Below are 22,598 nucleotides of genomic sequence, written 5' to 3'. Positions count from 1 at the left end.
CAGGGGCGCGGGGAACTGCGCGACAAGCCCCCACCGGGCCGCACGTGAACCACGGCCCGGAAAGGCGGCCCCGCCGTCAGTCGTTCGTGCGGTCGGCCGTGACCTTCCCCGTGTCCAGCGCCACGCGCCAATCGCTGCCCGTGCCGTTCGCGGCGGTGGTGTCGACCTCCCACGCCTTGTCCCGGCTCTCCTCGTCGAGGTCCACCGAGGTGACCGTGCCCTTCGCGGCGGCGGCCTCCGCGGCCTCCGCGGCGGTCACCGAGCTGCCCTTCAGCGCGTCCCGGATCCGCGCGGTCTCGGCGGCGTCGTCACCGTCGTCGTCCTTCTCGGTGTGCGAGCCGAGGACCTTCCCGGTGGCCGGGTCGATCTGGACGCTGTGCCAGGCGCCGCCGCCCGTCAGCACGTCGACGTCCCACACATAGGTCGTGCCCTCGTCGTCCAGGTCGGCGGAGACCGCCGTACCGGACGTGTGCTTCAGCGCCGCCTCGATCGCGTCGGCGGCGGTGATCTGCGCGGCCTTGGCGTCGGCCGCGTTCTCGGCCTTGTCCTCGGCGTCCTCGTCCGCGTCCCGCGCGGCCCGGTCCTCGGCCTTGTCCTCCGCCTTGTCCTCGGCCCTGTCCTGCGCGGTGTCGTCGGTGTCCTGGGCGTCGTCGCGGTCGGTGTCGTCGTTCGCCACCGTGACCGTCTTCTTCGCCGGCGCCTCGTCGTCACCCGCGACCGCGATGGCGGTCGCGGTGCCTCCGCCGATCAGGGCGGCGGCCGCGACGGTGGCGATGACGATGTTGCGCTTCATGGGGTTCCTCCGTCTGGTGTGCCTCGTCTGCTTTCGACGTCCACCAATCTGGCCGAGCGACGCTGAAGCGGACCTGAACCCCCCTGAAGACCGCTTCAGGTTCGCTTTGCCAAGCTGAACGCATGCGCCTGTTGATCGTGGAAGATGAGAAGCGGCTCGCGGTGTCCCTGGCCAAGGGGCTGACGGCCGAGGGCTACGCGGTGGACGTCGTCCACGACGGCGCGGAGGGCCTGCACCGGGCGAGCGAGGGCGTCTACGACCTCGTCATCCTCGACATCATGCTGCCCGGCATGAACGGCTACCGCGTGTGCGCCGCCCTGCGCGCCGCAGGCCACGACGTGCCGATCCTGATGCTCACCGCCAAGGACGGCGAGTACGACGAGGCCGAGGGGCTCGACACGGGCGCCGACGACTACCTCACCAAGCCGTTCTCGTACGTGGTCCTCGTCGCCCGGGTGAAGGCGCTGCTCAGGCGGCGCGGCCCGGCCGGCGGTGCCTCGCCCGTGCTCACGGTCGGCGATCTGCGGGTCGACACCGCCGCCCGGCGCGTGTTCCTCGCCGACGACGAGGTCACCCTGACCGCCAAGGAGTTCTCCGTCCTCGAACAGCTCGCGCTCAGAGCCGGTGAGGTCGTGTCGAAGGCCGACATCCTGGAGCACGTCTGGGACTTCGCCTACGACGGCGACCCGAACATCGTCGAGGTGTACATCAGCACCCTGCGCCGCAAGCTGGGCCCGACGCTCATCAAGACCGTCCGCGGCGCCGGATACCGGCTGGAGGCCCGCCCGTGAGGCGCCGTCTGGGCTCCGTGCGGGCCCGTGCCACCCTCGCCGCGACCGTGGTCGTCGCCGTCGCCCTGGTCGCGGCGGGCGCCGCGGTGCTGCTCTCGCTGCGGTTCACCCTCGTCGACAAGGCGGACACCGAGGCCGACTCCGTGGCCCGCGGCGCCGCCTCGGCGCTCGCGCACGGCTTCGCGTACGACAAGCTGAACCTGCCGGACGGCGACGAGAACCCCGTGGAGATCCTCGACCGCGAGCAGAAGCCGGTCGTGGTCGGGGAGGACGTCGAGGGCATCAGCGTGAGCGCCGTCGCCTCCGAACGGCTCAACTCCGAGACCAACGACGACGCCGACGACCGGGCGGAGGGCGACCGGGAGGCGGAGGACGCGGGCCGCCTGAAGCCCGGTGAGGTCGCCGACGAGACCTGGTACGGCGAGGGCACCGCGACCGTCGAGGGGGAGACGGCCGAGTACCGGTTCGCCGCCGTCGACGTGATCACGAAGGGCGGGGTCCCGCTCACCGTCTACGCGGGCGCGCCGCTCGCCGTCGAACAGGACGCCGTGGACACCGCGTTGACGACGATGCTGATCGGGCTGCCGCTGCTGCTGCTGACGGTCAGCGGGGTGACGTACCTGGTCACCCGGCGGGCGCTGCGACCCGTCGAGGGCATCCGTGTCGAGATGGCCGCGATCACGGCGTCCGAGGACCTCTCGCGGCGCGTCCCCGAGCCGGACACCCATGACGAGGTCGCGCGTCTGGCCCGTACGACCAACGAGACGCTCGCCGCGCTGGAGAGCTCCGTCGAACGCCAGCGCGCCTTCGTCGCCGACGCCTCGCACGAACTGCGCAGCCCCATCGCCTCGCTGCGCACCCAACTGGAGGTGGGCGCCGCGCACCCGGAGCTGCTGGACCTGGACGGGGCCCTGGAGGACACCGTGCGGTTGCAGAGTCTCGCCGCCGATCTGCTGCTCCTCGCCCGCCTCGACGCGGGGGAGCGGCCGCCGCCGGACGCGCGGTTCGACCTCGCGGCCGTCGTCCGGGAGGAGGTGGACTCCCGTGCGGGGGTGGCCCTCGACAGTGTGGCGTCGCTGGAGGTCGGCGGCTCACGGAGCCAGATCTGCCGGGTCCTCGGCAACCTGTTGGACAACGCCGCCCGGCATGCCCGCGACCGGGTCGCCGTCACCCTGCGCGTCGAGGCCGGCGAGGCCGTCCTCCAGGTCGCCGACGACGGCTCGGGGGTCGCACCGGCCGACCGTGAGCGGATCTTCGAACGGTTCGTCCGTCTGGACGAGTCCCGGGCCCGCGACGACGGCGGCGCCGGCCTGGGCCTGGCCATCGCCAGGGACATCGCCCGCCGCCACGCGGGCACCCTGACGGTCCGGGACGCCCCCGAAGGCGGCGCCCTCTTCGAACTACGCCTCCCGAGGAAGATCTAAGGGTGCCTTCTTCGAGCGACGAGGCCCCCAGGTAACCCAGGGGCGCGGGGAACTGCGCGACCGGCCACGACGAACCCGCAGCCGACACCAGACCCGCAGCCCACCCCCCGTGGTCTCCCGGCCCCCAGCGGAGCGCTACGGCTTGCCGCGATGGCTGCGCAAGTGCTCCGCGACCGGCGTCAGCGACTTGTGCAGCTCCTCCAGCGCCTCCTCCGGCAGCAGATCGATGAAGTGCCGCCGCACCGACGCCACATGGTGCGGCGCGACCCGCCGCATGGTCTCCAGCCCGTGCTCGGTGAGCACGGCGAACAGCCCGCGCCGGTCGGACTCGCAGTTCTCCCGGCGCACCAGGTTCGCGTTCTCCATGCGGGTGATCTGGTGCGAGAGGCGGCTCTTGGACTGGAGGGTCGCGGAGGCGAGGTCACTCATCCGCATCCGCAGACCCTCCGACTCGGAAAGGTTCACCAGGATCTCGTAGTCGTTCATTGTCAGGCCGAACGGCTGCAGATCCCTTTCGAGCTGGTGCGTCAACAGTCGGTTGACGTCCAGATGGGTGCGCCAGGCGCACTGCTCCGCATCGGTCAGCCAGTGCGTGGCCGTCTCGGTCTCCATGAATGAAGTCTACCTAAAAGGTTGAAAGGTGAACTAGTGAGGGTTGTGGTGGTACGGGTCGGAACATGACAGCGCGCACACGTTCGATGTCACACTCCGCAGACTACCGCTCACAGCCCGAAGCGACGCTGGAGGTCCCCCAGCTGTCCGGGAAGGCGCGGTGTGCCGACTTGCTGTCCGTGGTGGCCGGGTACCCCTCCGCCGCCGGGTACGCCCGGCTCGTGCGGCACCGCGCCCATGGCCTGCTCGGCCATCAGCGTTTCGGACGACTGGAGCAACACCGTGCCCGCCCCGACGAACTCGAACTGGTGCTCCTCGCCGGAGGCGCCGCCGATGCCCGTCAGTGCACGTAGACCGCCCATCACGCCTGTCATGTACCCATGGTCGTAGTGGTGGCAGGGGGAGGGGCAGTCGGCCCACCCGACCAGCGCCTGCGGGTCGACCCGAATGGGGGGTTCCATGAACACCACGGGGCCGTTGGAGGCGGCCACGAACTTGCCGGTCCCGATCAGCGTCAGGAACCCCGGAACGATGGACTGCTTCAGCGCGAGACTTGGCTGAAAAGCGAGGAGGTTGCCGGAGCGAATGGTGAGGTTGCCCTCGTCCAAGTCATATGAATTGACGTCGAAGGCCCGGTCGGCCAGGAGCATCTTCCCGGAGCCCTCGGCGACGACCCAGTCGCTCGCGTGCAGAGGCGAATGAAAGGACGTACGGACAAGGCGGTCCAGCCGGCCGTGTCCGACGCCGTTGAACTCCATCTGCCCGTAGTAGGCGATCATCTTGCCCTTCTGCAGGAACCACTGGCTCCCCTTGAGCTCCACGCAGAAGGTGTAGTTGTTGACGTTGTCGTCGCTCGGCAGTGTCATCGGGTCGAAGACCGTCGGGCCGGCGACAGGGCCCCCGTACATGCTCACAGCTTCTCCTCCGAGGCCTGGACGTACACCGCGCCGTTGCCGCTCAGCTCCAGCTGGAACGCCTCGCCGGAGCCGCGGCCCACCATGTCGCGCCAGCCGAGCGCGGTGGACAGCTTGTTGCGCACGTCCCCGTGGTGGGCCACGTACGCCTGGGGGTCCACATGGACCGGGCGGTGGGGGGTGATGGGGACCTCGATGACTCCGCCGTGCGCCATCACGGCGACCGCGCCGTGGCCCTGGAGGGTGGTGGTGAACAGACCCTGCCCGGTCACCTGGCCGCGGACCATGCCCATGACGCCGCCCTGCGAGCCCATGAACATCGTGCCCTGCTGGAGGGTGCCGTCGAAGGCCAGCAGACGGTCGGCCTCGACGTAGAGCGTGTCACCGGTCAGGCCGATCACCTGGATGTGGTGGCCGCCGTGCCCGAACAGGACCGTGCCGCTGCCCTCGACGGTCATCAGCGGGGTCGCCTCGCCCGCGACCCGGCGGCCGATCATCGACGCGATACCGCCCTGGCCGCCCTGGATGTTGGGCGTGAAGGACACCTCGCCCTTGTAGGCGAGCATCGCCCCGCGCTGGCTGAACAGCCGCTGGCCGGGCATGACGGTCGCCTCGATCATCTTCGAGTTGATCTCACGGAAGGGCATCTCACACGTCTCCCGCGATCGTGTTGCGCTCACTCGGCTGGACGTACACGAGTCCGTCGCCCTCGAAGCGCATCTGGAACGCCTCGCCGCCGCCCTCCCCGAGGAGCGTGCGGAACGTCACACCGGACTGGAACGACTGCTGGAGGTTGCCCTGGTGGGCGATGTACGCCCCCGGGTCCACCGTCAGCGGGTACTGGCGGCTCACGCGCAGCACCACCGCCGGGCCGTCGGACATGATCGCCGCCTGGCCGTGGCCCTCTATCGTCGTGGTGAACAGGCCGTTGCCCTGCGAGGCGCCGCGCAGCCCCGTGAAGCTCGTGCCGGTCCGCAGTCCGGAGTCCGTCGCGAGCAGATTGCTCGACTCCACATACAGCTTGTCCCCCTGAAGATTCACGAGGTTGATCTCGGAGGCCCGGTCCGCGAACCAGCAGGTTCCCTGCCCGGTGACCTCCATCAACGTCATCTGTTCACCCGTGAGGCGCCGCGTCACCATCCCGCGCAGGCCCTCACCACCGCCGCTCAGCTTCTTGAACGACATCTGACCGTCGTACGCGACCATCGAGCCGTTCTTCGCCTTCACGGCGTCCCCGGTCATGTCGACGGCGAGCACCTTGCTGCCTTGAAGTCGGAACATTGCCACGGGAGGACGGTAACCGGCCGATGGCCGGACAGGACAGGGTCCAGAGGGTGATCTCGACCCTGAGGGGACCCCTGGGGCATTCGGGAGGTTGACGGATGCCAGAATGGACCGCGCTTGTGCATGCGTTCACAAAGCTCGACGACTCGCCCGCCGACCCCACCGAAGGTGACCCGTGGACATAAAGACCGCCTCCGCCCTCCGCCGCCTGCGCCTCGTCTCCGCCCCCGAGGCCGTCTCCTTCCTGCTGCTGCTCGTCTGCTCGGTGCTGAAGCGGACCACGGAGTTCAACGCGGTGCCCGTCATGGGCTGGGTCCACGCCGTCCTGTTCCTGCTGTACCTGGTCTTCTGGGCCGACGCCTGGAACCGCGCGAAGTGGTCGCCGAAGACCGCCGCGCTCTACTTCGCCCTCTCCGTGCTGCCCGCCGGCGGCTTCTTCGCGGAGCGCCGGCTGCGGCGTGAGGCCGAGAACGCGGTGATCGCCTCCCGCGCCCGCAAGGAAGGGATCGTGAACGCGTGATCGTCGCCTTCTCCGTGACGCCGCTCGGCGTCGGCGAGGACGTGGGGGAGTACGTCGCCGACGCCGTCCGGGTCGTCCGTGAATCGGGTCTGCCGCACCGCACCGACGCGATGTTCACCTCCGTCGAGGGCGACTGGGACGAGGTCATGGACGTCGTCCGTCGCGCCGTCGCCGCGGTCGAGGAGCGCGCCCCGCGGGTCTCCCTGGTCCTCAAGGCGGACATCCGCCCCGGCGTGACCGACGGCCTCACCTCCAAGGTGGAGACGATCGAGCGCTACCTCGCCGAGTAGCCCCCTCCGGGCCCCGGCGGTGCGCGCGCTACGCCGTCTGCCGTAGCGGCGGGCATCCGCCGGGATGTCCTCCGTTCGGCCCCCTCCGGATCGACGTACCGCCAATCGCGCTCTTTCGTGGAGGTATCGCCTCGTCGTTCGATCACGGGAGGGCGCTGTGGGACCGGAGGGCTATGACTACGACACCCACAGCCGCCTGGCCGGACCGCTCACGGAGCCGTCGGGGCCGGTCCACCGGGTGCGGTACACCACGCTCCTGGCGAAGGAGCCGCACCGCATACGCGCCGTCCTGCTGATGACGCTCGCGCCGGTCCTCACGGGCGTCCTGCTGGTCTACCTCGTCTGGCCGACGCACCGGGTGGAGCGCGAGGGCGCCGACAGTTGGCTGGTGGGCCTCGACATCGTGATGCTGACGGCGATCGGGCTGATCGAGCTCTTCATGCTCGTCAACGTGGTGTCGATCGCCCACGCGACGATGGTCGCCCGCGACCCCGTACCCGTGGTCCCCGAACCCGGCACCCGCGTCGCCTTCCTCACCACCTACGTCCCCGGCAAGGAACCCCTCTCCATGGTCCGGGCCACCCTGGAGGGCGCGCGCCGAATACGGCACGACGGCCACCTCGACGTGTGGCTCCTCGACGAGGGCGACGACGACACGGCCAGGGCCCTCTGCGCGGAACTCGGCGTCCGGCACTTCACCCGTAAGGGGAGGGCCGAGTGGAACCGCCCCAAGGGCCCCCACAAGGCCCGTACCAAGCACGGGAACTACAACGCGTGGATCGCGGCGCACGGCGACGAGTACGCGTTCTTCGCCTCCGTCGACACCGACCACGTCCCGCTGCCGAACTTCCTCGAACGGATGACGGGGTACTTCCGCGACCCGGACGTCGCGTTCGTCGTCGGCCCCCAGGTGTACGGCAACTACACCGCCCCGGTCACCAAGGCCGCCGAGTCGCAGCAGTTCCTCTTCCACGCCCTCATCCAGCGCGCCGGCAACCGCTATCGCGCCCCCATGTTCGTCGGCACCAACAACGTCGTCCGCGTCGCCGCCCTGCGGCAGATCGGCGGACTGCGCGACTCGATCACCGAGGACATGGCCACCGGCTTCGAGCTGCACCGCCACCGAAACCCCGCCACGGGCGCGTACTGGCGGTCCGTGTACACGCCGGACGTGCTCGCCGTCGGTGAGGGGCCCGCCTCCTGGACGGACTTCTTCTCCCAGCAGATGCGCTGGTCGCGCGGTACGTACGAGACGCTCTTCACGCAGTACTGGAAGGCGCCGTTCACGATGCCGTGGGGCCGCCTCTTCTCGTACACGCTGATGCTCGTCTACTACCCGATGACGGCCGTCAACTGGCTGCTCGGCATCGTCAGCTGTGTGCTGTTCCTGTGTTCGGGGGCGTCCGGCACCGAGGTCACCGCCTCCGTGTGGCTGATGCTCTACAGCGACGCGGCCGCCCTCCAGGTCGGGCTCTACCTGTGGAACCGCAGGCACAACGTCTCGCCGCACGAGCCGGAGGGGTCGGGCGGGCTCGCCGGGATGGCCATGTCCGCGCTCTGTGCGCCCATCTACCTGAAGTCCCTCGGTGCCGCGCTGCTGAGGCTGCCCTGCCGTTTCGTCGTCACCCCCAAGGGCGGCGACGCCAGCCCCGACCGGCTGCTGACCTTCCGCATCCATCTGTTCTGGGCGGCCGTGCTCTCCGCGTCGCTGACCGCCTCGCTCCTGCTCGACCACAGCCATGTGGCCATGCGCACCTGGGCGGTCCTCGCCACGGCCGTCTCCCTGGCGCCCGTCGGGATATGGGCCGTCACCCGGCACCGGGAGCGCCGGGCGGCCGCCCCTGCCCCCACCCCGGCCCCCTCGGTCTCCGGCACCGCGACGGGAGGCAACTAGGCCATGGCGCACCAGCACGCGAAGAAGCCCAAGGCGCACCAACTCTCGAAGAAGACCAAGAGGACCGCCCTCGGCATCGGAGGCGTCACCCTCCTCGCCGGGCTGAACGCCCCGGCGGCGATCGGCTTCGCCGAGCAGCAGTACTACGAGTGGAAGATCGCCCAGCCCGCCTACAAGGCCCTCTACGGCTCCTGGTCGCGGGTCGACATCCCGCGTGAGTTCCGCACCAACGCCATCCACGCGGCCCTGCTGCACACCGGCAAGGTGCTGATCGTCGCCGGCTCGGGCAACGAGCAGAAGAAGTTCGACCAGGGGTCCTTCGACACCGTCCTGTGGGACCCGGTGAGGAACACCTTCAAGAAGATCCCGACCCCCGTCGACTTCTTCTGTTCCGGCCACGCCCAGCTGCCCTCCGGCCGGCTCCTGGTGGCCGGCGGCACCGCCCGCTACGAACTGCTGGACGGCGAGGTCGAACGGGCCGGCGGCGGCATGCGCGTCAAGAACGAGAACCCCGACCGGGCCGTGTTCCTGAAGAAGGGCACCCGCTTCCGCTCACCCTCCGGCACCGAGTACGTCAGCCGCTTCGACGTCACCGTCCCCAGGGCGAAGCGCGCCTTCGACATCACCTACGACGCGGCCGGCGTGATGCGGCCCTGGACGACGAAGGTCACCGCGAGCGAGGCCCGGGTCTTCGTCGAGGCCGCCGGGAAGGGCCCGAAGTTCGTCACCGACCGGCAGGCCCAGTACAGGATCGTCGGGCTGACGGGGCGGGCCGCCGCCGACACCTACGGCCTCTCGGAGAAGATCACCCTGGACAAGCAGGACTTCCAGGGGATCAGGGCGGCCTACGAGTTCGACCCGGTGGCGGAGAAGTACGTGCCCGTCGCCCCCATGGCGAAGGCCCGCTGGTACCCGACGCTGGTCGGTCTGGAGGACGGGCGGGTGCTCGCCGTGTCCGGGCTCGACGACGTGGGGGTCGTCGACCCGGGCGACAACGAGATCTACGACCCGGCGACCAGGAAGTGGAAGCCGGGCCCCGAGCGGTACTTCCCCACGTACCCGGCCCTCTTCCTCACCAAGGGCGGCAAGCTGTTCTACCCGGCCTCCAACGCCGGGTACGGCCCCGCCGACGCGGGCCGGGTGCCGGGCCTGTGGGACCTCAGGACCAACACGTTCGAGAAGGTGCCCGGCCTGACGGACGCCGACCGGACGGAGACCTCGGCCTCCGTCCTGCTGCCGCCCGCGCAGGACCAGAAGGTGATGATCCTCGGCGGCGGAGGCGTCGGCGAGTCACGGAGGTCGACCTCACGCACGGCGGTCGTCGACCTGAAACAGGACTCCCCGGCCTTCCAGGACGGCCCCGACCTCCCGCAGGGCACCCGCTATCTGAACAGCGTGATCATGCCCGACGACACCGTCTTCACCTCCAACGGCTCCCGCGACTACCGCGGCCGCAGCGCCAGCAACATCCTCAAGGCGCAGTTCTACGACCCCCGCACCAACTCCTTCCGGGGCGCCGCCGCCCCCCGGGTGGGCCGCAACTACCACTCCGAGGCGCTGCTCCTGCCCGACGGCCGCGTCGCCACCTTCGGCTCCGACCCGCTCTTCGACGACCGGCAGAACACCAAGCTGGGCCACTTCGAGCAGCGCATGGAGGTCTACACACCGCCACGGCTGCACCAGTACGGCAAGGACCGTCCCGTCCTCGGGGACGGTCCCCGGGAGACCGACGCCAGGGGCCGCGCCACCTTCGCCACCGCCCACCCGGAGCGGATCGTCGCGGCCCGGCTGATGCGGCCCAGCGCGGTCACCCACTCCACCGACGTCGAACAGCGCTCCATCGCCCTGGACGTCACCCGGACCCGTGACTCGATCACCATCGACGTCCCGGAGGACCGGACCCTCGTCCCGCCGGGCTGGTACATGCTGTTCGTGACGGACGCGCGGGGCACACCGTCGGTGGCCACATGGGTCCAGGTGCGGTGACGTCAGGGGCTACGCCTTCGTGTTGCGGGCCAGGCCGAGGGCGTAGTCCGGCCACCAGGTGCCCGCCGAGGGCCCGCCCCGGCACTCCCCGTCCGACTCCCCGGGGCGCTTGATCCACAGATACGCGTCGAGGGCCGGCTCCCCGGTGTCCGTGGTGGGCGCCGTGCCGAGGGCCCGGCCGGGCGGGTTGCACCAGGCGGTGCCGCCCTCACCGTTCAGGGGGCCGTTGCCGTTGCGGCTGGTGTCGACGACGAAGTGCTTGCCGCCGAGGGCCTCGGACAGCCTGAGGCCGTACGCCCTGGTCGTGGCGTCGGTCTGGAAGTTGGAGACGTTGAGGGCGAAGCCGTCGGCCCGGCCGATGCCGGAGCGGCGCAGCGGCGCGACGAGGTCGCGGGGGTCGTCGATCCAGGCGGGGTTGCCGGCGTCGACGTACACCTTGGTGCGCGGCCGCTCCTTCAGCCGGTCGACGGCCTCGCCCAGCAGTCCCTCGCGCTCGGCGCGGTACTCACCGGGGGTGCACCCGTCCACGATGTGGGCGACCGCGTCCGGTTCCAGGACGACCAGGGCGTCGCCGCCCCCGAGGGCGCCGGCGAAGGCGTCGATCCACCGCAGATAGGCCCCCGAGTCCTGGGCGCCGCCCGCCGAGTGCCGGCCGCAGTCGCGGTGCGGGATGTTGTACGCGACGAAGACCGCCGTGCGGTGCTCCCGTCCCGCCGCCTCGACGGCCTCCGCGATCACCGGCACCGGGTCGTCGCCGGCCGGCCACAGGGCGGTCGGCCGCTCGGCGATCCGGCGCAGCAGCGCGGCGTCCCGCGCACGGCCCTCGTCCTGCCACCGCTCGATCTGCCGGGCCGCGGGGCTCGACGGGTCCACCCAGAAGGGGGACCCGGCGGCGGACCGTACGGCGTCACCGGCCTTCTCGGTGGCGCCGCCGACGGAGGTGTCGCCGGTGCCGCTCCCGGGCTGGGGGCCCGGCGACGCGCAGCCCGCCGCGAGCCCGAGGGCGGTGAGAGCCGAGAGGACGGCGAGCGACGTACGGGTCGGCCGGGACATGGTGCTCCCTTTACTCCCTGAACGGTGACGTACCGTGACGATGGATCACCGATCGTTGCACAGGGTGATAAATCGACTCGGTTGCGACACCGCCCGCGGAGGGCCGGCGGTCCGTCGGGCGACCGAAAGACGAGACGGGGCTGACCAGCATGTGACCGGCCGGTAAGGTCGATGCCGTGCCGAAGCCGCTCAGCCTCTCCTTCGACCCCATCTCGCGCGCCGACGAGCACTGGAAGCAGCGCTGGGGAAACGTCCCGTCCATGGCCGCGATCACCTCGATCATGCGCGCCCAGCAGATCCTGCTGGCGGAGGTCGACGCGGTCGTCAAGCCGTACGGGCTGACCTTCGCGCGCTACGAGGCGCTGGTGCTGCTCACCTTCTCGCAGAAGGGCGAGCTGCCGATGTCCAAGATCGGTGAGCGCCTCATGGTCCACCCCACGTCCGTGACGAACACCGTGGACCGCCTGGTGAAGTCGGGGCTCGTCGACAAGCGCCCCAACCCCAACGACGGGCGCGGCACCCTCGCCTCGATCACCGACAAGGGCCGTGAGGTCTGTGACGCCGCCACCCGTGACCTCATGGCCATGGACTTCGGCCTCGGCGTCTACGACGCCGAGGAGTGCGCGGAGATCTTCGCGATGCTCCGCCCCCTGCGTGTGGCGGCGGGGGACTTCGAGGAGAGCTGAGCGGCGACCGGTGGGTCAGGCCGCGGCGGTCTCGGTCGCCGGGTCCTCGATGACCAGGGGCTCGGCCTCGCGGGTGATCCGGCGCTCGACGAAGAAGGCGGCGGTCGGGACCGTGCCCGCGAGCAGGACCCACAGCAGACGCCCGACCGGCAGCTTCATCTTGTTGCCGAGGTCGAAGGCGAAGACCAGGTACAGCACGTACAGCCAGCCGTGGGCGAAGCCCACCACCGTGACGAAGGTGTCGAAGCCGTCCAGGCCCAGCACGCGCTTCCCGATCACGCCCGCCGTGAGCAGGATCAGCAGCACGGCCGTGACGAGGGCCAGCACTCGGTAGCGGGTCAAGACGCTCTTCTTCATGCCGTTGAGCGTAACGGGTGCTTCCGCGGACCCTTCGGGCGCGTCCTGACCTGCGTCACTATCATTTACTAGGACGTCCAAGTAAATTGGTGTGCATGGACGCTGACGCCATCGAGGAGGGTCGCCGTCGTTGGCAGGCCCGGTTTGACGCCGCGCGCAAGCGCGAGGCCGACTTCACCACGCTTTCCGGCGATCCGGTGGAGCCCGCGTACGGCCCCCGGCCCGGGGACGTGTACGACGGGTTCGACCGGATCGGATGGCCGGGGGAGTACCCGTTCACACGGGGGCTCCACCCGACCGGCTACCGGGGGCGGACCTGGACGATCCGGCAGTTCGCCGGTTTCGGCAACGCCGAGCAGACGAACGAGCGGTACAAGATGATCCTCGCCAACGGCGGCGGGGGCCTGTCCGTGGCGTTCGACATGCCCACCCTCATGGGGCGGGACTCCGACGACCCCCGGTCGCTGGGCGAGGTCGGGCACTGCGGCGTCGCCATCGACTCCGCCGCCGACATGGAGGTCCTGTTCAAGGACATCCCGCTCGGGGACGTCACGACGTCCATGACCATCAGCGGGCCCGCCGTGCCCGTCTTCTGCATGTACCTCGTCGCCGCCGAGCGGCAGGGCGTCGACCCCGGCGTGCTGAACGGCACCCTGCAGACCGACATCTTCAAGGAGTACATCGCGCAGAAGGAGTGGCTGTTCCAGCCCGAGCCGCACCTCAGGCTCATCGGCGACCTCATGGAGCACTGCGCGGAGCGGATCCCCGCGTACAAGCCGCTGTCCGTCTCCGGCTACCACATCCGTGAGGCCGGAGCCACGGCCGCGCAGGAGCTGGCGTACACCCTGGCCGACGGCTTCGGGTACGTGGAGCTGGGGCTCAGCCGCGGGTTGGACGTCGACGTGTTCGCGCCCGGGCTGTCCTTCTTCTTCGACGCGCACGTCGACTTCTTCGAGGAGATCGCCAAGTTCCGCGCGGCGCGCAGGATCTGGGCCCGCTGGATGCGCGACGTCTACGGGGCGCGGACCGACAAGGCCCAGTGGCTGCGGTTCCACACCCAGACCGCCGGTGTCTCGCTGACCGCGCAGCAGCCGTACAACAACGTGGTGCGTACGGCGGTGGAGGCGCTCTCCGCGGTCCTCGGCGGGACCAACTCCCTGCACACCAACGCCCTGGACGAGACCCTCGCGCTGCCCTCCGAGCAGGCCGCCGAGATCGCGCTGCGCACACAGCAGGTGCTGATGGAGGAGACCGGCGTCGCCAACGTCGCCGACCCGCTCGGCGGTTCGTGGTACGTCGAGCAGCTGACGGACCGTATCGAGGCCGACGCCGAGAAGATCTTCGAGCAGATCAAGGAACGCGGGCTGCGGGCCCACCCCGACGGGCGGCACCCGATCGGGCCGATGACCTCCGGGATCCTGCGGGGCATCGAGGACGGATGGTTCACCGGCGAGATCGCCGAGTCCGCCTTCCGCTACCAGCAGGCCCTGGAGAAGGGCGAGAAGCGCGTCGTGGGCGTCAACGTCCACCACGGCTCCGTCACCGGCGACCTGGAGATCCTGCGGGTCAGCCACGAGGTCGAGCGCGAGCAGGTGCGGGTGCTGGCCGGGCGGAAGTCCGCCCGCGACGACGCGGCGGTACGGAGCGCGCTGGACACCATGCTCGCCGCCGCGAGGGACGGGTCGAACATGATCGGGCCGATGCTGGACGCGGTCCGCGCGGAGGCCACGCTCGGCGAGATCTGCGGCGTCCTGCGGGACGAGTGGGGGGTCTACACGGAGCCCGCGGGCTTCTAGGCCGTGATCGGAAAGGGGCGCGCGCCGGCCGGTCGGCACGGCCGCGTGCGTCCCCCTCAGCCCGCCGCCCCGCCCAGGCCCACCAGCAGGAGCCTGGTGAAGGCGCGCACCCACTGCTCGTCGGCCGGTTCCGCGCTCACCAGCGTGCGGTGGACCACCGCGCCCGCCACGACGTCGAAGATGAGGTCGACGGTCGTGGGGTCGGACTCCGGCGGCAGTTCACCGCGGGCCTGGGCGCGGGCGCGGCCCTCCAGGACCAGCCGCTTCTGGCGTTCGACGATGGACGTGCGGATGCGTTCGCGCAGCGCGTCGTCGCGGGTCGACTCGGCGATGACGGCCATCAGGCCGCTGCGGGTCTCGGGGCGGGCCAGGATCGCGGCGAACTGCAGCACCACGCCCTCGATGTCCGCCGCGAGGCTGCCCCGGTTGGGGATCTCCAGCTCGTCGAAGAGTTCGGCCACCGCGTCGACCACGAGTTCGTTCTTGCCCGCCCAGCGGCGGTAGAGGGTCGTCTTGGCCACCCCGGCGCGCGTCGCCACGTCGCCCAGGGTCAGCTTCGACCAGCCCAGCTCCACGAGAGCCTCCCGGGTGGCCGCCAGGATCGCGGCGTCCGCCGTGGCGCTGCGTGGACGCCCCGTGGCGCGGGAGGCAGGGGTGCGGCTCTGCATGCCGCCGACCATATCCGGCCGTTCTTCGGCGTCCAGGGATGTCGTGCCCGGTGCCGTGAGGCAGATCACCGGGGAGTGGGTACATAGGAGTCGCGGGTGCAGTTACGCTACGGGTCGTAGCGAAAGCTCGGGCACGGGGGAACGGTCGGCTTCGCGACGCTTTTCACGCGCGCGCCCGGAGGGGGGAGGATGTACTCATGCAGCCACGGAACATGTCCATGAGCGGAGTCGTCGACCTCGCCGCGGTGAAGGCGGCCCAGGAGGCCAAGGCGAAGGCGGAGCAGGCGCGTGCCGAAGCGGCCCGGCAGGGCGGCCAAGGAGCCGTCTCCCCGGCCGACCTGGTCATCGACGTCGATGAGGCCGGGTTCGAGACGGAGGTCCTCCAGCGCTCCACCGAGGTGCCCGTCGTCATCGACTTCTGGGCCGAGTGGTGCCAGCCCTGCAAGCAGCTCAGCCCCGTGCTGGAGCGGCTGGCCGTCGACTACAACGGCAAGTTCGTCCTCGCCAAGATCGATGTCGACGCGAACCAGATGCTGATGCAGCAGTTCGGGATCCAGGGGATCCCGGCGGTGTTCGCCGTCGTCGCCGGGCAGGCGCTGCCCCTCTTCCAGGGCGCCGCCCCCGAGCAGCAGATCCGCGCCACCCTCGACCAGCTCGTGCAGGTCGCCGAGCAGCGTTTCGGCCTCACCGGCCTCGTGGTCGACCCCGACGCCGAGCCCGGGGCCGTCGAGTCCGCCCCGCAGATCCCGGCCGGCCCCTACGACCATCTGCTCGCCGCCGCCGTACAGGCCCTGGACGCGGGTGACTTCGGCGGCGCGGTCCAGGCGTACAAGAACGTGCTGAGTGACGACCCGGGCAACATCGAGGCCAAGTTGGGCCTCGCGCAGGCCGAGTTGTTGCAGCGGGTGCAGGGCATGGACCCGCAGGAGGTGCGCAAGGCCGCGGCGGAGAACCCCGCCGATGTGCCGGCGCAGATCGCGGCGGCCGACCTCGATCTCGTGGGCGGACATGTGGAGGACGCCTTCGGGCGGCTCGTCGAGACGGTCCGGCGGTCGGCGGGCGACGACCGGGAGACCGCGCGGCTGCGGCTGATCGAGCTGTTCGAGGTCGTCGGGTCCGACGATCCGCGGGTGACCGCGGCCCGTCGGGCGCTGGCGCGGGCGTTGTTCTGAGACGGGTTTCGGGGCGGGCCGCGTCGGCCCGTCCCGCTTCGTCTTCCGCGCCCACGCCTCGGCGTGGGCGCACGGCTGTGAGGTGCCGGAACAGGTGTTGCCGGAGTGAGAGATTTGGCGACACAGCGACATCCCGGCCGCCCTTTACCAAATCTTGGTAATCCCGTCCGCTGTTACTGGCAGTAAGAGAACCGCGCCGATGTGTCGGACTCTGTCCGACTGTCAACCACTCTGTCGCCTCACTCGGGGCGACCCAGGGTCGCTGCCCGATGCCAATGGGTCGTTGTTCGGTTATCCGTCCGTTACTAGCGAGTAACGAACCCCCTTGCGGGGGCGGCGAGAATGCACCACGATCGGCGACGCTCGGTCCAATCCCGTACCCCGACGGCCAGTCGGGTCAACGGGTTTTCTGGGTCCCCACCGAGTAGAGCCGGCGACAGTGGCGTCGTCTCTTGGGCAGGGGGGTCTCCGCCGCAACGGTGGAGCCTGTCCAGCAGGTTGTGCGTGATGCGTGTCAGGCGCGACCAGTGGTTGTCGCTCGGGGGTGATCGCCGGTGAGTTCGGGCGCTTCGGCGCCACCGAGCGCGGGCGCTCCCCATTCCCGAGGACGTAGCACTTCTCCCATCCCTGTCCGGCCGAGCCGCCGTCAAGGGGCGAGCCGGTGGCAGGAGATGTACGTCCGAGAAGGAGGAAATATGGAGTCCCAGGTGCGTGGCGGGACCAGATGGAAGCGGTTCGCTGTGGTCATGGTGCCCAGCGTCGCCGCCACGGCAGCGATAGGTGTCGCCCTCGCGCAGGGCGCTCTCGCCGCGTCGTTCAGTGTGTCGGGCCAGTCGTTCAAGGTGACGGCGGGTCAGCTCGATGGTCAGGGCTTCTCGCAGTACGGGGCGCTCGACGAGGGCTACACCCTCAAGGGCGAGAAGACGGTTCACCCCGTCGCCGTCTCGGCCTTCAAGAGCGCGACGATCACCAACATGTGCCAGTCGGTCGTGACCCCCGGTGTCCCGCTGCTCGGTAGCGTCAGCCTCAAGCTGACCGCCGGTACCGGTGGCAAGAAGGTCGAGGCCGAGAACCTCTACATCGACGTCGAGGACCTCTCGGCCGATGCCGTCTTCAAGGGCATCGACATCGGTGTGGCGGCCAAGGACGCCAACAAGGGTCCGGGCATGAAGGGCGGCTCGGAGCAGGCCAACCCCTACGGGTTCGCCCAGCAGGCCGACTCGGCCTCGCTGAGCGACGTGAAGCAGACGGCGTGGGCGACCACCGCCGGAACCTTCAAGCTGAGCAACCTCAAGATGTCGCTCCACAAGGGCACCGTGGAGTGCTACTAAGCACTCCCTGGGCGGGTGAGGGGGCCTGCGCTTCTTCGCCCGCCCGTCCCTCTCGCGGCGCGGGGCATCCCGCGCGCGACCTCCGTACGTGAAGTCCCGTACGCGCGCCTCGCGCCACCTGCCGTACGCGAACTTCTCACAGCAACACCGTTCCAGGGAGCTGTTGTCCATGAGCGCCGAGTCAACGGGGCAGAACGAAGACTATCTCCGCGCCTTTCGGCGGCGCTTCCGCGACTGGAGGGGCTCTCGTCCCTTCTGGGCGGGCCTTCTGGTACTGCTCGGCGGTTTCCCGATCATGTACCTGCCGTACGCGAACCTCCAGCTCGGTCACCTCACGCTCGCCATGTCGACGACGGGCGGCGCGGGTTCCCTCATCATCGGCGTCCTGCTGGTGGTGCTCGGGATCAGTCTCTGGTTCCAGCGGCACGTACGCACCTTCGCCGGTACGGCGGCGATCCTCCTGGCGCTCGTGTCCATCCCGGTCTCGAACCTCGGCGGCTTCGGCTTCGGCTTCCTGCTCTCCCTGATCGGCGGCGCGCTGGCCATCGCCTGGGCGCCCGGCCAGGAGGAGGAGCGGGTGTCGTCCACGTACAAGACCCCGTCGCGCGCCACGGCCGCGCCGGGCACGGCTCCCCAGGGCACGGCTCCCCAGGGCACGGCCTCTGGGAACACGGCACAACCAGGTGCGGTCCCCCTGGTCAAGGGCGACGCCCCCGAGCCCGCTACGGCGGACTCGACGAGCGGGGCGGCGCGCGGCGAGGGCGACGACCTGTCAGGTACCACCCCCACGAACGGGACGAACGGGAGGCACAGTGCCGGCTGACAAGGTGACCCACGGGACTTCGGTGGGAGAGTCCCGTGCGAGAACCGGACCGCGGCACGCGGCGCCCAAGAAGCCCCTTCTCACCCGGCTGAACGTGCCGGCGGGCAAGGCGATAGCCCTGGCGGCGATGCCGACGGCGGTCCTCATGGGCATGGGCTTCACGCCCACCCTGGCCCGCGCCGAGGACCCGACGAAGCAGAGCCTGACGGCCGACGAGTACAAGGACTGCGTGGCCGCCCTGGAGGCCGCCGACGAGGACACCGACACGTCCGCCTCGCCCACCCCGACCCCGTCCGCCTCCGCCCCGGAGAGCGACGACCCGGCCACGGACGACGGCACGAAGGACGAGGACACCTCCACCGGCGACGGCGACTCGGCGTCCGGCGGCAACTCCGCGGACGACGACCCCTCTTCGCCGGATTCAGGTTCCGACGACAAGGGCGACGCGGACGGGTCCACCACGGACCCCGCCGACAAGTCCGACTCCGGCGCGACGGTCACCCCGTCGCCCACGCCCTCCGCCGAGGAGGCGGGCAGCGGCAACGTCCTGGAGGACATCGGCGACGCGCTGGGGGACATCTTCGTCCCCGAGAAGGACACCGAGGACACCACGCCCGAGCCGTCCACCACCCCGTCCCCCTCCGCCTCCGAGGACACCACCGGTGACACCGGCTCCGACGCCGGGAAGGCCGGCAAGGACGCGAAGGACGCCAAGGACGACGCCACCGACAAGGTGACCGACACGGCCAAGGACGTCACGGACACGGCGAAGGACGCGAAGGACGACGCCGAGGACACGGCCGGCGACGCCACCGCGACCCCGAGCCCCACCCCGTCGCCGAGCGACAAGGTGAACGCGGACGACTGCCCCGTCGCCACCGAGGACGAGAGCGGCGTCGAGAAGGGCATCCCCGCCCTGCCGAACGACCCCTGGTACCTGAACGCCAGCTCCCTGCTGCTGAAGGGCGCCGACTACCAGGGCATCGTCAAGGTGCGGACCGCCGACGGCTCGGTCAAGGAGGTGCTGAAGTACGTCATCTCCGACGGCACCGACATCGGCGACCTCCACCAGACGGTCGACGACAAGCAGGCCGGCGTCACCTACCACGTGCAGGCGCGCAAGGGCAGCACGTCCACCATCCGCGACGGCAAGACGATCATGTACACGGAGAGGATCTCCGGCAACCTGCTCGGTCTGATCCCGGTGACCTTCGACCCGAAGCACCCGCCGCCGCTGAACATCCCGCTGATCTACTTCACCAACGTGAAGGTCGTCCAGGCGGGCCAGTTCGGCGGGACGCTCACCGTGCCCGGGCTGCACCAGTTCACCACCGACTGAGACCGCCCACGGCGCCCCGAGCGCCGCACAGGACCCGTCCGGGAGCCGCAACACACCGAGGGCGCCCCCTGCTCGCAGGGGGCGCCCTCGGTGCTGTCGTACGGCGTCGGCGGCGTCAGTCGCGGGAGCCGCCGCCCAGGTGGTGTACCCGGACCATGTTCGTGGTGCCCGGCACGCCGGGGGGCGAGCCGGCGGTGATGACCGCGATGTCGCCCTCGTTGAAGCGGTTGAGCTTCACCATCTCGTGGTCGACCAGCTCGACCATCTCGTCCGTGCTGTTCACGAACGGCACCACGTGCGACTCCACGCCCCAGCTGAGCGCCAGCTGGTTCCGGGTCGACTCGTCGGTGGTGTACGCGATGATCGGCTGCGACGCGCGGTAGCGGGAGAGCCTGCGCGCGGTGTCGCCGGACTGCGTGAAGGCCACCAGCGCCCGGCCGCCGAGGAAGTCGGCGATCTCGCAGGCCGCGCGGGCGATCGAACCACCCTGCGTGCGCGGCTTCTTGCCCGGCACCAGCGGCTGGAGGCCCTTGGAGAGCAACTCCTCCTCGGCCGCCGCGACGATCTTCGACATCGTGCGGACGGTCTCCAGCGGGTACGCGCCCACGCTGGACTCGGCCGACAGCATGACCGCGTCCGCGCCGTCCAGGATCGCGTTGGCGACGTCGGACGCCTCGGCGCGGGTGGGGCGGGAGTTGGTGATCATCGACTCCATCATCTGGGTCGCCACGATCACCGGCTTGGCGTTGCGGCGGCACAGCTCGATGAGCCGCTTCTGCACCATGGGGACCTTCTCGAGCGGGTACTCGACGGCCAGGTCGCCACGGGCGACCATCACGCCGTCGAACGCCATCACGACGTCCTCCATGTTCTCGACCGCCTGCGGCTTCTCCACCTTGGCGATGACGGGGACCCGGCGGCCCACCTCGTCCATCACCTTGTGGACGTCCTGCACGTCGTCGGCGTCCCGCACGAAGGAGAGCGCCACCAGGTCGCAGCCCATCCGCAGCGCGAACCTGAGGTCCTCGACGTCCTTCTCGGACAGCGCGGGCACGTTCACCGCGGCGCCGGGCAGGTTGATGCCCTTGTGGTCCGAGATGACACCGCCCTCGACGACCTCGGTGCGCACCCGCGGGCCGTCCACCTCGATGACCCGCAGCTCGACGTTGCCGTCGTTGATGAGCACCTGGTCCCCGGCGGAGACGTCGCCCGGCAGGCCCTTGTACGTCGTCCCGCAGATGTGCTTGTCGCCCGGCACGTCCTCGGTGGTGATGGTGAACTCGTCACCGCGCACCAGCTCCACCGGTCCCTCGGCGAAGGTCTCCAGGCGGATCTTGGGGCCCTGGAGGTCGGCGAGGACACCGATGGCCTTGCCGGTCTCGGCGCACGCGGCCCGGAGCCGGTCGTACCGGCCCTGGTGCTCGGCATGGCTGCCGTGGCTGAAATTGAAGCGGGCCACATTCATGCCGGCTTCGATCAGGGCGACAAGCTGCTCGTGGGAGTCGACCGCGGGGCCGAGAGTACAGACGATTTTCGAACGGCGCATGGGACGATCCTATCGGTTTGTTTCGCTGCGGAATATTCCGTCTGGCGGAATGCATATGGGCGGCGATGCGCTCAATCGTGTTACCGGCGTGTATTTCCCGACTGCTTTGCTCATCTGTCGACCAGGGCGTACGTCTGTGCCGCGATCTCGAGTTCCTCGTCGGTCGGCACCACCGCGACGGCGACCCGGGCACCGGCCGGCGAGATCAGCCGCGGCTCGTCGCCGCGTACGGCGTTGAGGTCGGCGTCCACCGCCGGTCCCAGCGGTTCCAGGCCCGCGAGGGCGGCCTCCCGCACCCGCGCCGCGTTCTCCCCGACCCCGGCGGTGAACGCGATCGCGTCCACCCGGCCGAGCACCGCGCAGTAGGCGCCGATGTACTTCTTCAACCGGTGAATGTAGATGTCGAAGGCGAGCTTCGCCCGCTCGTCGCCCTCGTCCATACGCCGGCTTATTTCCCGCATGTCGTTGTCGCCGCACAGCCCGATCAGACCGCTCTTCTTGTTGAGGAGAGTGTCGATGTCGTCCGTGGACATTCCGCCAACGCGCATCAAATGAAAGATGACGGCCGGGTCCATGTCTCCCGAGCGCGTACCCATCACGAGCCCCTCCAAAGGCGTCAGCCCCATGGAGGTGTCCACGCACCGGCCCCCGCGCACGGCCGACGCGGACGCCCCGTTGCCGAGGTGCAGCACGATGACGTTCACGTCCTCGGGCGTCCTGCCCAGCAACGCGGCCGTGGCCCGCGAGACATACGCGTGCGAGGTGCCGTGGAAGCCGTAGCGGCGCACCCGGTGGGCGTCGGCGGTCTCCACGTCGATCGCGTAACGCGCCGCCGACTCCGGCATCGTCGTGTGGAACGCGGTGTCGAACACGGCGACCTGCGGCAGGTCCGGGCGCAGCGCCTGAGCCGTGCGGATGCCCGTCAGGTTGGCCGGGTTGTGCAGCGGTGCCACCGGGATCAGCCGCTCGATCTCGGCGAGCACGGCGCTGTCGATCACCGTCGGCTCGGTGAAGCTCTGCCCGCCGTGCACCACCCGGTGCCCGATGGCGGCCAGTTCGGGGGAGTCGAGGCCGAGCCCGTCCTTGGCCAGCTCCTCCGCGACGGCCTTCAGGGCGGCGGCGTGGTCGGCGATCGCGCCGGTGCGCTCCCGGGTCTCGCCCCCGTCGGTCAGCGGGGTGTGCTTCAGCCGGGAGCCCTGCTCGCCGATGCGCTCCACCAGGCCCACGGCCAGCCGGGTGCTGTCCCGCATGTCGAGCAGCTGGTACTTCACCGAGGAGGAACCGGAGTTGAGGACGAGGACGCGGGTGGCGGTCACGGT

The 22,598-nt window shown here is 70.3% G+C and carries 22 protein-coding genes; 12 read left to right on the top strand and 10 right to left on the bottom strand.

Annotated features, from left to right (window positions below; genetic code table 11):
* Positions 1-76: 76 nt before the first annotated feature.
* Complete coding sequence (locus SMA5143A_RS33400; protein WP_107466592.1) at positions 77-793, bottom strand: PepSY domain-containing protein; 717 nt, start codon at positions 791-793, stop codon at positions 77-79.
* 122 nt (positions 794-915) lie between these two features.
* Here SMA5143A_RS33400 and SMA5143A_RS33395 point away from each other — a divergent pair, with 122 nt between their 5' ends.
* Positions 916-1,584 (top strand): response regulator transcription factor, encoded by a 669-nt coding sequence (locus SMA5143A_RS33395; protein WP_107466591.1) that lies wholly within the window; start codon positions 916-918, stop codon positions 1,582-1,584.
* The gene (locus tag SMA5143A_RS33390; RefSeq protein ID WP_107466590.1) at positions 1,581-3,008 is read left to right on the top strand and encodes a sensor histidine kinase; all 1,428 of its coding nucleotides are present in this window, start codon (positions 1,581-1,583) and stop codon (positions 3,006-3,008) included. Before SMA5143A_RS33395 ends, SMA5143A_RS33390 begins: the two co-directional genes overlap by 4 nt.
* A 135-nt stretch (positions 3,009-3,143) precedes the next feature.
* Here SMA5143A_RS33390 and SMA5143A_RS33385 read toward each other — a convergent pair whose 3' ends face one another.
* The 4 genes from SMA5143A_RS33385 to SMA5143A_RS33370 form a co-directional block, all read right to left on the bottom strand.
* Positions 3,144-3,620, bottom strand: a complete 477-nt coding sequence (locus tag SMA5143A_RS33385) for a MarR family winged helix-turn-helix transcriptional regulator (protein WP_107466589.1) — start codon at positions 3,618-3,620, stop codon at positions 3,144-3,146.
* A 110-nt stretch (positions 3,621-3,730) separates the two neighbouring features.
* On the bottom strand, positions 3,731-4,528 hold the full coding sequence (locus tag SMA5143A_RS33380) for an AIM24 family protein (RefSeq protein WP_055713495.1): 798 nt from the start codon (positions 4,526-4,528) through the stop codon (positions 3,731-3,733).
* Positions 4,529-4,530: 2 nt separating this feature from the next.
* Positions 4,531-5,181, bottom strand: coding sequence for an AIM24 family protein (locus tag SMA5143A_RS33375; RefSeq protein WP_107466588.1), 651 nt, complete (start codon positions 5,179-5,181; stop codon positions 4,531-4,533).
* A gap of 1 nt (position 5,182) precedes the next feature.
* The gene (locus SMA5143A_RS33370) at positions 5,183-5,815 is read right to left on the bottom strand and encodes an AIM24 family protein (RefSeq protein ID WP_055513230.1); all 633 of its coding nucleotides are present in this window, start codon (positions 5,813-5,815) and stop codon (positions 5,183-5,185) included.
* 178 nt (positions 5,816-5,993) lie between these two features.
* On the opposite strand from SMA5143A_RS33370, the gene SMA5143A_RS33365 reads away from it, so the two are divergent.
* The 4 genes from SMA5143A_RS33365 (at position 5,994) to SMA5143A_RS33350 (ending at position 10,508) form a co-directional block, all read left to right on the top strand.
* Positions 5,994-6,338 carry a DUF3817 domain-containing protein gene (locus SMA5143A_RS33365; RefSeq protein ID WP_107466587.1) on the top strand — a complete coding sequence of 115 codons (345 nt, stop codon included), beginning with the start codon at positions 5,994-5,996 and terminating at the stop codon, positions 6,336-6,338.
* Positions 6,335-6,628 (top strand): MTH1187 family thiamine-binding protein, encoded by a 294-nt coding sequence (locus SMA5143A_RS33360; protein ID WP_055713498.1) that lies wholly within the window; start codon positions 6,335-6,337, stop codon positions 6,626-6,628. Before SMA5143A_RS33365 ends, SMA5143A_RS33360 begins: the two co-directional genes overlap by 4 nt.
* 157 nt (positions 6,629-6,785) lie before the next feature.
* The gene (locus SMA5143A_RS33355; protein WP_107466586.1) at positions 6,786-8,522 is read left to right on the top strand and encodes a glycosyltransferase family 2 protein; all 1,737 of its coding nucleotides are present in this window, start codon (positions 6,786-6,788) and stop codon (positions 8,520-8,522) included.
* Between the two features lie 3 nt (positions 8,523-8,525).
* Positions 8,526-10,508 carry a kelch motif-containing protein gene (locus tag SMA5143A_RS33350; RefSeq protein WP_107466585.1) on the top strand — a complete coding sequence of 661 codons (1,983 nt, stop codon included), beginning with the start codon at positions 8,526-8,528 and terminating at the stop codon, positions 10,506-10,508.
* Positions 10,509-10,517: 9 nt separating this feature from the next.
* On the opposite strand, the gene SMA5143A_RS33345 is transcribed toward SMA5143A_RS33350, so the two are convergent.
* Entirely contained in the window at positions 10,518-11,561 is a 1,044-nt protein-coding gene (locus SMA5143A_RS33345) for a glycoside hydrolase family 6 protein (RefSeq protein WP_107466584.1), read from the bottom strand.
* Between the two features lie 176 nt (positions 11,562-11,737).
* Between SMA5143A_RS33345 and SMA5143A_RS33340 the strand changes: the two genes are divergently transcribed.
* Positions 11,738-12,247: a MarR family winged helix-turn-helix transcriptional regulator gene (locus SMA5143A_RS33340; RefSeq protein WP_107466583.1), complete on the top strand. Its 510-nt coding sequence runs from the start codon at positions 11,738-11,740 to the stop codon at positions 12,245-12,247.
* A 15-nt stretch (positions 12,248-12,262) separates the two neighbouring features.
* On the opposite strand, the gene SMA5143A_RS33335 is transcribed toward SMA5143A_RS33340, so the two are convergent.
* On the bottom strand, positions 12,263-12,604 hold the full coding sequence (locus SMA5143A_RS33335) for a DUF3817 domain-containing protein (RefSeq protein ID WP_055523036.1): 342 nt from the start codon (positions 12,602-12,604) through the stop codon (positions 12,263-12,265).
* Between the two features lie 95 nt (positions 12,605-12,699).
* Here SMA5143A_RS33335 and SMA5143A_RS33330 point away from each other — a divergent pair, with 95 nt between their 5' ends.
* Positions 12,700-14,400: an acyl-CoA mutase large subunit family protein gene (locus SMA5143A_RS33330; RefSeq protein ID WP_107466582.1), complete on the top strand. Its 1,701-nt coding sequence runs from the start codon at positions 12,700-12,702 to the stop codon at positions 14,398-14,400.
* Positions 14,401-14,456: 56 nt separating this feature from the next.
* Here SMA5143A_RS33330 and SMA5143A_RS33325 read toward each other — a convergent pair whose 3' ends face one another.
* A complete protein-coding gene (locus SMA5143A_RS33325) occupies positions 14,457-15,068 on the bottom strand; it encodes a TetR/AcrR family transcriptional regulator (RefSeq protein WP_107466597.1) in 612 nt (203 codons plus the stop codon).
* Positions 15,069-15,265: 197 nt separating this feature from the next.
* Between SMA5143A_RS33325 and SMA5143A_RS33320 the strand changes: the two genes are divergently transcribed.
* The 4 genes from SMA5143A_RS33320 (at position 15,266) to SMA5143A_RS33300 (ending at position 19,733) form a co-directional block, all read left to right on the top strand.
* The gene (locus SMA5143A_RS33320) at positions 15,266-16,240 is read left to right on the top strand and encodes a tetratricopeptide repeat protein (protein WP_107466581.1); all 975 of its coding nucleotides are present in this window, start codon (positions 15,266-15,268) and stop codon (positions 16,238-16,240) included.
* A 695-nt stretch (positions 16,241-16,935) separates the two neighbouring features.
* Positions 16,936-17,571: a DUF6230 family protein gene (locus SMA5143A_RS33310; RefSeq protein ID WP_055523939.1), complete on the top strand. Its 636-nt coding sequence runs from the start codon at positions 16,936-16,938 to the stop codon at positions 17,569-17,571.
* Between the two features lie 169 nt (positions 17,572-17,740).
* On the top strand, positions 17,741-18,394 hold the full coding sequence (locus SMA5143A_RS33305; protein WP_107466580.1) for a DUF6114 domain-containing protein: 654 nt from the start codon (positions 17,741-17,743) through the stop codon (positions 18,392-18,394).
* Entirely contained in the window at positions 18,384-19,733 is a 1,350-nt protein-coding gene (locus SMA5143A_RS33300) for a hypothetical protein (protein WP_181362125.1), read from the top strand. Before SMA5143A_RS33305 ends, SMA5143A_RS33300 begins: the two co-directional genes overlap by 11 nt.
* A gap of 115 nt (positions 19,734-19,848) precedes the next feature.
* Here SMA5143A_RS33300 and pyk read toward each other — a convergent pair whose 3' ends face one another.
* Positions 19,849-21,279: a pyruvate kinase gene (gene pyk, locus SMA5143A_RS33295; RefSeq protein ID WP_107466579.1), complete on the bottom strand. Its 1,431-nt coding sequence runs from the start codon at positions 21,277-21,279 to the stop codon at positions 19,849-19,851.
* 110 nt (positions 21,280-21,389) lie between these two features.
* Complete coding sequence (locus SMA5143A_RS33290) at positions 21,390-22,595, bottom strand: acetate kinase (protein ID WP_107466578.1); 1,206 nt, start codon at positions 22,593-22,595, stop codon at positions 21,390-21,392.
* Positions 22,596-22,598: the final 3 nt, after the last annotated feature.

Source organism: Streptomyces sp. MA5143a (genome assembly GCF_900290235.1).
Taxonomy (GTDB): Bacteria; Actinomycetota; Actinomycetes; order Streptomycetales; family Streptomycetaceae; genus Streptomyces.
Note: the sequence above shows the minus strand (reverse complement) of the source record. Positions and strands in the feature narration are given on the sequence as shown.

Excerpts from the sequence above, each read along its gene's own strand:
- SMA5143A_RS33375 (WP_107466588.1), bottom strand. The coding sequence starts at position 5,181 with ATGCCCTTCCGTGAGATCAACTCGAAGATGATCGAGGCGACCGTCATG.
- SMA5143A_RS33370 (WP_055513230.1), bottom strand. The coding sequence starts at position 5,815 with ATGTTCCGACTTCAAGGCAGCAAGGTGCTCGCCGTCGACATGACCGGG.
- SMA5143A_RS33385 (WP_107466589.1), bottom strand. The coding sequence starts at position 3,620 with ATGGAGACCGAGACGGCCACGCACTGGCTGACCGATGCGGAGCAGTGC.
- SMA5143A_RS33395 (WP_107466591.1), top strand. The coding sequence starts at position 916 with ATGCGCCTGTTGATCGTGGAAGATGAGAAGCGGCTCGCGGTGTCCCTG.
- SMA5143A_RS33310 (WP_055523939.1), top strand. The coding sequence starts at position 16,936 with ATGGAGTCCCAGGTGCGTGGCGGGACCAGATGGAAGCGGTTCGCTGTG.
- SMA5143A_RS33380 (WP_055713495.1), bottom strand. The coding sequence starts at position 4,528 with ATGTACGGGGGCCCTGTCGCCGGCCCGACGGTCTTCGACCCGATGACA.
- SMA5143A_RS33330 (WP_107466582.1), top strand. The coding sequence starts at position 12,700 with ATGGACGCTGACGCCATCGAGGAGGGTCGCCGTCGTTGGCAGGCCCGG.
- SMA5143A_RS33345 (WP_107466584.1), bottom strand. The coding sequence starts at position 11,561 with ATGTCCCGGCCGACCCGTACGTCGCTCGCCGTCCTCTCGGCTCTCACC.
- SMA5143A_RS33325 (WP_107466597.1), bottom strand. The coding sequence starts at position 15,068 with ATGCAGAGCCGCACCCCTGCCTCCCGCGCCACGGGGCGTCCACGCAGC.
- SMA5143A_RS33335 (WP_055523036.1), bottom strand. The coding sequence starts at position 12,604 with ATGAAGAAGAGCGTCTTGACCCGCTACCGAGTGCTGGCCCTCGTCACG.
- SMA5143A_RS33320 (WP_107466581.1), top strand. The coding sequence starts at position 15,266 with ATGCAGCCACGGAACATGTCCATGAGCGGAGTCGTCGACCTCGCCGCG.
- SMA5143A_RS33350 (WP_107466585.1), top strand. The coding sequence starts at position 8,526 with ATGGCGCACCAGCACGCGAAGAAGCCCAAGGCGCACCAACTCTCGAAG.
- SMA5143A_RS33305 (WP_107466580.1), top strand. The coding sequence starts at position 17,741 with ATGAGCGCCGAGTCAACGGGGCAGAACGAAGACTATCTCCGCGCCTTT.
- pyk (WP_107466579.1), bottom strand. The coding sequence starts at position 21,279 with ATGCGCCGTTCGAAAATCGTCTGTACTCTCGGCCCCGCGGTCGACTCC.
- SMA5143A_RS33400 (WP_107466592.1), bottom strand. The coding sequence starts at position 793 with ATGAAGCGCAACATCGTCATCGCCACCGTCGCGGCCGCCGCCCTGATC.